Here is a 9,286-nt window from a genome sequence, read left to right as displayed (position 1 = left end):
GCGTCAGGGTAATAGTATGCCGTAGTAATTTTCCTTCCGAGAGACTACCATGAAAAAAGTCGCATCCACGCTGTTCGCCGCATTGCTGGCGATGTCATCGATTAACGTGGCGTTTGGCCAGGCTGCAGGCGGCGCCGGGACTGGTGCTACCAGCGGGTCTGGTGGTGCTGGTGCAGGTGCTGGCACGGGCACGGGCGCGGGCGGTGGTGCCGGGGCTGGCGGCGCTGGTGCTGGTGCAGGCGGTGCTGGTGCTGGTGCTGGTGCTGGTGCTGGTGCTGGTGCTGGTGCTGGTGCTGGTGCTGGTGCAGCGGGGGCCGGCGCAGGAGCTGCCGGTGCTGGTGCAGCGGGCGCGGGTGCGGCGGCGGGTGCCGGTGCGGCAGCAGCGGGTGCGGCGGCAGCGGGTGCAGCGGCTGTCGGCGGGATTACAGCGGGTGCCATTGCTGCTGGGATAGGTGCGGCTGCGGCTATCGGTGCTGCGGTTGCAGTGGCCACTAGCCAGAGCAATAACAACAATAACACGACGACTTCTACTTCTACTTCTACTTCTACGTCGACGAACTGATCGTTCCAGTTTCAGTTGGGCAAAAAACCTCCGGAAACGGAGGTTTTTTTATGCCTAGTTTCCGTAGGGTTTGGCGACTTCGATTGTGATGATGGGGGTGTTGGGGGAAGTCTGTTGTTCGCTTTTCCAGACGAAACCGGAGGCGTCGGCCCAGTAGCGGTTGGTGAAACGCCATGAGAGGGCAGTGGCTTCGCCGTTTTCCTCAAAGCAGCGGACCTGTCTTATGTGTTTTCCGATCTGAATTGCCGTCATATCGCCGAGGGGGGTGAGTGTCGAATTGACGATCACGGCATAGCGGTTTCCGGGCGACAAATCGATGCTTCGGCGAGCCGATTCTGCGCTGGGCGTGGTCAGTTGCGTACGTTCGAAGAAGTCCGGTGAGTGAAAGACCGTCTTGAGCAGCTCTTCCGGCAGGCCGACGGTTTTGATGATCCGTCCAAAGCGCGTGACCAGGACGCCGCGGTCCTCTGAAATCCAGTGCTGTTCGTCTCCCTCCACTTTGCCAAGAATCAGCAATAGCTTTTTCCAGTTCTTGAAAGTGACGGCAATTGAGGCATAAGGGAGTGTGTCGGGCAATTCTGGATCGAACGACGATGCCTTGCCGAAACGGGCGTCATAAACTTCTCGCAGTGTCTTCAATGACACGTTGTTGGATGAGCAGGCGGCGAGTGCAGTAGCCGAAGTCAGTATGCCAAGGAAATGGCGTCTTTTCATGGCATTGTCTTTAGGAAGTGAATTTGGGCGCAGTGTATAATCCCGGGCTGCGTTTTACAAACCGGTGTTGGCGGGCTGCGGTGTCGCGGCTTTGTCGATGGTATTCCGTGTTGCTCCGTTTTTTCCAACTTATTTTCGGATAGTCGTTATGTCAATCCATAAGCGGTGGTTTGCTGCGCTTCTGACCTGTGTTCTGCTGGCTAGTCCATTGGTATTAGCGCAGGCGTTGGATCCTCTGGGCGCTGCAGATCTGAAGGCGTTGCAGGCGGATCAACTGGAAAAATTCAATACCGCGACCGTGCCATTGTCTGGCGCTGGTGCCAGGAATCGGCAGGTAAACCCCGTCAGCGCGCCGGTCAAGGCCTCTGTTTCTGCGCCGATTGTCGGATTTTCTGCCGGTGGGTTGCGTCCGTTCGGTGAGCAGTTTCTGTCCGGAGGCGTGATTCCTTTTGCCGCCGCGGGCGATATGCCCGTGCCCAACGATTATGTTGTCGGTATTGGCGATACGATCGAACTGCGCCTGTTCGGCAAAGAGAACAGGACTTATCTGCTGCCAGTCGAGCGTACCGGCACCGTGACTTTGCAAGGTATCGGGCCAGTGCCTGTCGCGGGCATGACTTACGAGATGGTGGCCAAGACCTTGCTCGATCAGATCAGTACGCACAAGATCGGCGTCGAGGCGACGGTCAATATGGGGTCGCTGCGTTCGATCCAGATTTTCCTGATGGGCGAAGTGAACAATCCGGCGGCCTACGCGACCGATGCCTTGACGACGGTGGTCAATGCCTTGCTGGTGGGCGGCGGCATCAAGCCGAGCGGTTCGATGCGCAAGATCGAGGTGCGGCGTAACGGCGCCGTTGTCACCCGTATCGACCTCTATGAGGCGCTGCTGCAGGGCGGAACGAAGAACACGATCCGCCTGCGGTCGGGCGATACGATTTTTGTGCCGACGGTCGGTCGGCGCGTCGGTATTGGTGGTGATGTGCTGCGTCCGGCAATCTATGAACTGGCCGGCGAGAAGACTGCCGAGGATCTGATCGCACTTGCCGGCGGCTTGTCGCCGACCGCCTTTCCGGCGCGGTCAAAGCTTGACCGGATTGGCCAGGATGGCAAGCGACAAGTGCACGACATGGCCTTGGCGACGCCGACGCAACGCAAGCTCGAGCTCCTCGATGGCGATATCCTGACGGTGCCGTCGGTCGTCGCACGCTGGGACAAGTCGGTGACGCTGGCCGGCAGTGTCGAGCGTGCTGGCGACTACGAATGGACGCAGGGCATGAAATTGTCCGCGCTGATTCCGTCGTTTGAGGTGCTGGAGCGTGATGCCTACCGTCCGTTGGCGATCATCGAACGCATCGACCCGGCTTCCGGCGCGAAGCGCTTATTGTCGGTCAATCTGCTCGACATCGTGCGCGGTAAAACGGCCGAAGTGCTGGAACCCGGTGACCGGGTCACCGTGTTAAGTCTCGCCGATGTTGATTTCCTCTCGTCGGCAAACGTCCAGTTCGTTTTGGTCGGGCGTCTGCCGCCCGAGGAGGGCGACGCCAACAATCCCGTCGTTCTCGAAGATCGCGAAGCGAACAAGGTGCTTGAAGGCCAGGCGAATGCGCGCAGGTTGGTGCAAGGCGATCTCCTTAATACTGCGAACCGGTTCTCCGACCCCGCCAAACTTCAGGATGCCAACGCAGGTGTCGACGCTGCTCGCAGTATTAATGGTCCCAAAACAGCTCAGGTTCGGTGCGGAGGTTTGGTTGAAGTGTCGGATATCATCCGGCGCGAAGGCACGGAGCGTTTCCGGGCAGCAATCCTGAGTTCCGGGCAGGATGCCCAAGCCAAGCGACTGGTCAGAAGCGCAAGCTGTCCGGCGGTCTTCCAGACCCCGGGTCTGCTGACCTTCGTGCTTGAGAACGTCATTACCGTGCGCGGTGAAGTCAAGCAGCCGGGGGTTCTGCCGATTCCTGAAGGGCTCGCGCTCGATGTGGCGCTGAGTGCTCGCGGTGGTCTCACTCGCGAGGCGGATCCGTCGGGTGTCGAAGTCTCGCGGCAGGTGGCGGTGGCGGCCGGGTCGGCGTCCTTCAACAGAACCATGGTCAAGCTCGGGGCGCTGGCTCAGACCGCGCTCGAGCCGGGGAATCTCGTGCTGGTGCGCAAGCGTTTCTCGGAAATGGATACCGGTATCGTTCGTCTTTCCGGCGAGTTCACCCATCCCGGGAGTTTTGAGATCCGCCGTGGCGAACGCCTCTCGGAAGTGATCGCGCGGGCCGGCGGCATCACCTCCCAAGCCTATCCGCAGGGCGCCGTTTTCCTGCGCCAGAGCGTCAAGGAAGAGAAGCGACAGTACTACCAGAAGGCGGCTTACGATCTGCAGAATTCAATCCTGATGGGGATGACGCGGATGCGGACGGCCAGCACGACCGCGACGGCCGATGCCGGGGCGGGAACGGTGATGATGAGTCTCGTTAACCAGATGCGGACGATGGAGCCGGTCGGCCGCATGGTGGTCGAAGCCGACCCGACCGTATTGCAGGTACGCAAGGAACTCGATGTCCTCCTGGAGCCTGGCGACGAAATCCATGTGCCGCGACGTCCGTCGTCGATCCTGGTCATGGGCGAGGTGCTGAATCCGGGCTCGGTGCAGTTCGTCAGCGGCAAGAAGGCGGCAGACTATATTGCCTCGGTCGGTGGTTTGTCGCAGTTGGCTGACGAAAACCGGATTTTTGCCATTCTGCCCAACGGCAATGCCGAACCGCTCAAGATTTCCTCCTGGAATTTCCGGCCGACGTTGTTGCCGCCGGGCAGCACGATCTATGTGTCGCGCGAAGCACTGCCGACGACCGCGACCGATCTCATGTTGCTGTCCCTGCAGGTCGCCAAGGACTTGGCCTTGTCGGCGGCGGCGCTCAGCGTCATCTCGAAGTAGTCGGGAGAGACAAGACTGGCAGGATTGTCCTGAATGTCGCGTGATTGTCGGGGGCGTCTGGAGGCGCCCCGACTCGGCGCCTTGCGTATCGGTGGGCGATATGCGGCGGTGCTGTGCCTGTTCGCGTCGTTCGGGGCGACGGCGCAGGTTGAGCCGATGCCGCTGTTCGAGACCTATTCGGATATGGGCGGTATCGGTCTTCTGCAGATGCCGACGGCGCGCTTCGCCCCGGAAGGCGATTTTGCTTTTTCCTACACGCGCACCTCGCCCTATATCCGCAAGGCGTTGACCATGCAGCCGCTGCCGGGCGTCGAGGGTGTGCTACGGTACACGACGATTCTCGACCGCTTGTACGGACCGGAGAGTTTTTCCGGCAACCAGACCTACAAGGACAAAGGCTTCGATTTCAAGATCGAACTGCTCAAGGAGTCCGAATATCTGCCGCAGGTCGCATTTGGCATTCGCGACGTCGGCGGGACCGGGTTATTCGCCGGTGAGTATCTGGTCGCCAGCCGGCGCTACTACGATCTCGATGTCAGCCTCGGGCTGGGTTGGGGTTACCTCGGTTCGCGCGGGCAGTTGAAGAATCCGCTCACAATGTTGTCGTCCGGCTTCAAGACGCGACAAACCACGGTTGGACAAGGCGGATTGTTGTCGACGGCCGAGTACTTTCGTGGCGAGCGCGCGTCGCTGATCGGTGGTGTCGCGTATCAGACGCCGATTCAGGGTTTGGTGGCGAAGCTGGAGCTGGACGGCAACAACTACAGGAACGATGCCACCGGGCAGCCGATTGTCGCCTCGTCGCCGATCAACGTCGGGTTGACCTATTCCTATGGCCGCTGGCTCGATGTCTCGTTTGGCGTCGAGCGAGGCAATACCGTGATGTTCGGCCTTGCGCTGCACAGTAACCTGCATGCGGTATCCGGGATGCCAAAGGTCGATCCGTCGCCGCAACCGGTCAAGCCGCGAGATCTGTCCGAGTTGGTCGCGCACAATCGCGCCGGCGGCAATCCGACCTTGACGCCGGCCGGCCAGTCGGCTCAGGAGACGTCGACAAAGCTAGTCGCCGCGTTATCAGCGTCGGGCTACCGTGTCGGTGCCACTGAGATCAGTGAGAAGCGGGCGGTGGTGGAGGCTTCCCAGGAGACCTTCCGCAATAACGCACGTGCAGTGGGTCGCGCGGTGCGGATCATGGCGAACAACGTTCCTGCCAGTGTCGAAGAGTTGACGTATGTCACTCGCGAGAGCGGTTTGGAAACGGCGCGCGCCACTTTGTTGCGCCAAGATCTGGAAAAGGCGGTGCGTCACGAGGGGAGTCCGGAAGAGATAGCGATGCATCTGAGCTATGCCGGACCGGGTTCCGATCGCGAGGCAAAGCCGATGGATGTTCCCGGCGCATACCCGAATTCCAATTGGTTCTGGGCGCCGGCAATGAAGCATCAGATTGGCGGTCCGGACGGCGAGTATTTCTACCAACTTTACGTACGCGGCAGCAATGAACTGCAACTGACGCGCCACTTAAGCGTGACCAGTGGTGTAGCGCTGAATCTGGCGGATAACCTCGATGCCTTGAAGTTGCCATCGGACAGTGTTTTGCCGCACGTGCGCAGTGATATCGTCAAATACCTTAAGCAGGGGAAGACGAGTCTTTCGCAGTTCCACGCCGACTATCTGACCAATCTCCGACCGGATTGGTACGGCCGCGCCTCCGTCGGCTATTTCGAGGAAATGTTCGGCGGTGTCGGCGGCGAGGTGCTCTACCGACCTTTCGACAAGCCTTGGGCGATCGGGGCCGACATCAATCGCGTCAAGCAGCGCGGCTACGACCAGCGCTTCGATTTTCGTGATTACCAGGTCGATACCGGACATGTCGATCTTTACTACCGATTGCCGTTCTACAACATGACGGCGCAGTTGAGCGTCGGCAAGTACCTTGCCGGAGATCGCGGTGCAACATTTGCGCTGGCGCGGCAGTTCGACAGCGGCGTCGTCATCGGCGCCTTCGTGACGAAGACCAATGTTCCGGCCGAGCAGTTCGGTGAGGGATCGTTCGATAAAGGCATCTTCATCTCGATACCGATGGACCTCATTTCCTTGTACTCAAGTCGCAACAGAATGACGATGGGCTGGCGGCCCTTGACCCGGGACGGCGGGCAGCGACTCGCGGTTGCCAAGCGCCTGTATCCGATCGTGGCCGATTCCAACCCGGATAGGTTCATGAGCGATTGGACGCGCGCGCTTGAGTGATCTTGGCGATGATGAAGTGGCGTGGATGTTGGAGCACGACGTTTTTCAATACAATGCACAGGGCTTGAACGGTGCACTCAATACGGATGAATCAGTATGACTTCGGAAAATACGGGCGTGAGCGAAGCGGAGATGGACGACGAGATCGATCTGTTTGAACTCGGTATGACGCTGGTGCAGAACAAGTGGATCATTGCGTTATTCGCCGCCTTGTCTTTCTCCCTCGCTACGGGCTTGGCCTTTTATATGACGCCGAAGTACGAGGCGAAAGTCACTGCGACCTTCGCCGACGAGGGCAAGAGTGGTGGCGGTATGGGCGCGCTCGCCGGACAACTCGGCGGTTTGGCCGAAATGGCCGGGGTGAGTGTCGGTGGCGGGGGCAGCAAGGACGCATCGCTTGCGTATCTCAAGTCACGTGTCCTGCTCGAAGGCTTCATCAAAGATAACGATTTGATGCCCATTTTTTATGCCAAGCAGTGGGATGCGGCGAACAAGAAGTGGCTGAGCACCGATCCTGAGAAAATGCCGACCTTATGGAAAGCCTACGAGTTGTTCTCGAAGAGAATCCTTGCTGTCGCGCACGACAAGAAGACCAATCTGATTACGCTGACGATCACCTGGAAGGATCGCGAACAGGCGGTGGCCTGGGCCAATGATTTGGTGAAGATGGCCAACGCCAACCTGAGACAGAAAACCATCGACGAGACGCGTCTCAGCATCGGTTATCTGGAAAAGGAATTGCAGAAAACACCGGTTGTCGATGTGCAGCAAACGATTTATCGCGTGATGGAGAACCAGATCAAGACCATGATGATGGCCAACACGCAGGAACAGTTCGCCTTCAAGGTCATCGACCCGGCGGCAATCGTCGACGAGAATGCTTACGTGTCGCCGAAACGTGCCTTGATGATGGCGTTGGGCGCCTTGGGCGGCTTGTTTGTCGGCGTGGTCTTCGTTTTTGTGCGCCAGTCGCTCAGGCAGCGCCGCCTGCGTCGATCTGTCACTCAGTAAATCGTGCCGTTGTGCTGCTTGATCGATGAGGAGTAGCCCCGAGAAATCGAGCGCCTGGATAAGTGATATTTCTGCTTCAACGTGCAATGGAAGTCGCCGACCTACAGGAGCAGAGAGCAATGAGAAGACCTCGTCGTAATCACACAGCAGCGTTCAGGGCCAACGTGGCGATAGCCGCCCTCAAAGGGGATGAGACGCTTGCCGCCTTGGCGGAAAAATTAGACGTTCATCCGAACCAGATTGCGCAATGGAAGACGCAGTTGCTGGAGAATGCAGTGGGCGTATTTGCAACGGCCGCCGAGAAACAAGCAGCGGGTCCGGAGTTGAAAGACCTTCACGCAAAGATAGGCCAGTAGGCGCTGGAGATCGATTTTTTTGTCGGCGCGCTCGGTCGCATGGGCGATGCGAGCGCAAAAAGATGATCGACAAGGCACACGGATTGCCCGTGGTTCGGCAAGTTCAGTTACTCGATCTTTCACGTTCGACGGTGTATTACCGGCCGCAAGCGATGTCGGAATGCGATCTTCAGATGGTGCGCCGAATCGACAAGTTGCATCTGGATCATCCCTTTGCCGGGGCGCGCATGCTGCGCGATATGCTCAGGCTAGACAAGATCGTGGTCGGCAGCAAACACATCAACGCTGATGAAGAAGATGGGCATCGAAGCGCTCTGCCGAAAGGCCAACACCAGTCGGCGGAACCAGGCGCACCGGATCTACCCCTACCTCTTGCGTCACCTCACCATCGATCGCCCAGAACCAGGTCTGGGCCATGGATACGACGTACATCCCGATGCAACGCGGATTCGTCTATCTGACTGCCGTTCTGGATTGGACGACACGTGGTGTTCTGGCCTGGCGACTGTCCAACACGTTGACGGCTGATCCGTGTGTCGAGGCGCGAGAGGAAGCCATTCTGAAGTACGGTGCCCCGGAAATCATGAACGCCGATCAGGGCAGTCGATTCACCAGCACGGCTTTCATCAGCGTGCTTGAGCAGCACAAAATCCAGATCAGCATGGATGGCAAGGGCTGCTGGCGCGACAACGTCTTCGTCGAACGGTTATAGAAATCCGTGAAGTATGAAGAGGTTTATCTGCACGGCTATGAAACCGTTTCCGCCGCCCGAGAAGCTCTGAACCGATATTTCGATTTCTACAACCGCCGTCGTCCGCATTCCACGCTTGACGCGAAAACGCCTGACATGGCCTACTTCAACCTCACCAAGCCGCCGCTCGCCGCGGTGGCTTAAAACCCGGTAGAAATATCACTTATAAAAACCAAAATCCTGTCCAACTAACCGGGGCTACTCCTTTCGCCGCGGGGTTGGGAGAACATCAACTTGAGCAGCGACTACATCTGGCGGCAGAACAAGCAGGTTGAGCAAGACAAGTTCCAGCCGCTTCGAATGCTCGGCGAGGCTTAGCGTACGATTTTATTTCGTTTCGTGAGTTGCCCCCAGGATTTTATCCGCCCCCTCCTTCTGCCCAAAATTTCTCAGCCGCGTACAACTTCGGCATCGCCGCCATCGTCGCGCCGGTCGGCAATCAACTCGGTATTTCGACTGAGCAGATCGCTGTCGCATCGATGGTTGGGCAGGCCTGGCGCCTGGCCAGTCCGGTCATTCCGGCACTTTACTTGCTGTGCGAACGTTGCGAAATGAACTTTGTCGATTACCAGAAGCTCTTTTTCAAGCTGACCTGGCCGATCCTGTTCATTTATCTCGCGATGCATACGCTGACGGGAGCGATGCCGTTTTGAGGGCTGGCGCTGTACGGGATTTCTGATATATTGGTGCAGGGGCCTAGCCTTGACACTGGGGCGTCAGGGTAA

General features: G+C 58.5%; 6 protein-coding genes and 1 pseudogene. 6 read left to right on the top strand and 1 reads right to left on the bottom strand.

Annotation, left to right across the window (positions count from 1 at the left end; translation table 11 throughout):
- Positions 1 to 113: 113 nt before the first annotated feature.
- Positions 114 to 452, top strand: coding sequence for a hypothetical protein (locus BLR25_RS21120; protein WP_176785837.1), 339 nt, complete (start codon positions 114 to 116; stop codon positions 450 to 452).
- Positions 453 to 616: 164 nt separating this feature from the next.
- Here BLR25_RS21120 and BLR25_RS20590 read toward each other — a convergent pair whose 3' ends face one another.
- Complete coding sequence (locus tag BLR25_RS20590) at positions 617 to 1,276, bottom strand: YjbF family lipoprotein (protein WP_091937338.1); 660 nt, start codon at positions 1,274 to 1,276, stop codon at positions 617 to 619.
- Positions 1,277 to 1,748: 472 nt separating this feature from the next.
- Between BLR25_RS20590 and BLR25_RS20585 the strand changes: the two genes are divergently transcribed.
- The 5 genes and pseudogenes from BLR25_RS20585 to BLR25_RS20565 all read left to right on the top strand — a co-directional run bounded on the left by BLR25_RS20585 (position 1,749) and on the right by BLR25_RS20565 (position 9,214).
- Positions 1,749 to 4,196 (top strand): SLBB domain-containing protein, encoded by a 2,448-nt coding sequence (locus BLR25_RS20585; RefSeq protein ID WP_176785836.1) that lies wholly within the window; start codon positions 1,749 to 1,751, stop codon positions 4,194 to 4,196.
- 33 nt (positions 4,197 to 4,229) lie between these two features.
- Positions 4,230 to 6,443: a YjbH domain-containing protein gene (locus BLR25_RS20580; RefSeq protein ID WP_091937334.1), complete on the top strand. Its 2,214-nt coding sequence runs from the start codon at positions 4,230 to 4,232 to the stop codon at positions 6,441 to 6,443.
- Between the two features lie 96 nt (positions 6,444 to 6,539).
- Positions 6,540 to 7,454, top strand: a complete 915-nt coding sequence (locus tag BLR25_RS20575) for a Wzz/FepE/Etk N-terminal domain-containing protein (protein WP_091937332.1) — start codon at positions 6,540 to 6,542, stop codon at positions 7,452 to 7,454.
- 119 nt (positions 7,455 to 7,573) lie between these two features.
- Positions 7,574 to 8,705, top strand: a pseudogene (locus BLR25_RS20570) (IS3 family transposase).
- 200 nt (positions 8,706 to 8,905) lie between these two features.
- Complete coding sequence (locus BLR25_RS20565; RefSeq protein WP_091940680.1) at positions 8,906 to 9,214, top strand: hypothetical protein; 309 nt, start codon at positions 8,906 to 8,908, stop codon at positions 9,212 to 9,214.
- Positions 9,215 to 9,286 lie beyond the last annotated feature (72 nt).

The organism is Propionivibrio dicarboxylicus, from assembly GCF_900099695.1.
Lineage (GTDB): Bacteria > Pseudomonadota > Gammaproteobacteria > Burkholderiales > Rhodocyclaceae > Propionivibrio > Propionivibrio dicarboxylicus.
This window is presented reverse-complemented; position numbering and strand designations above follow the sequence as displayed.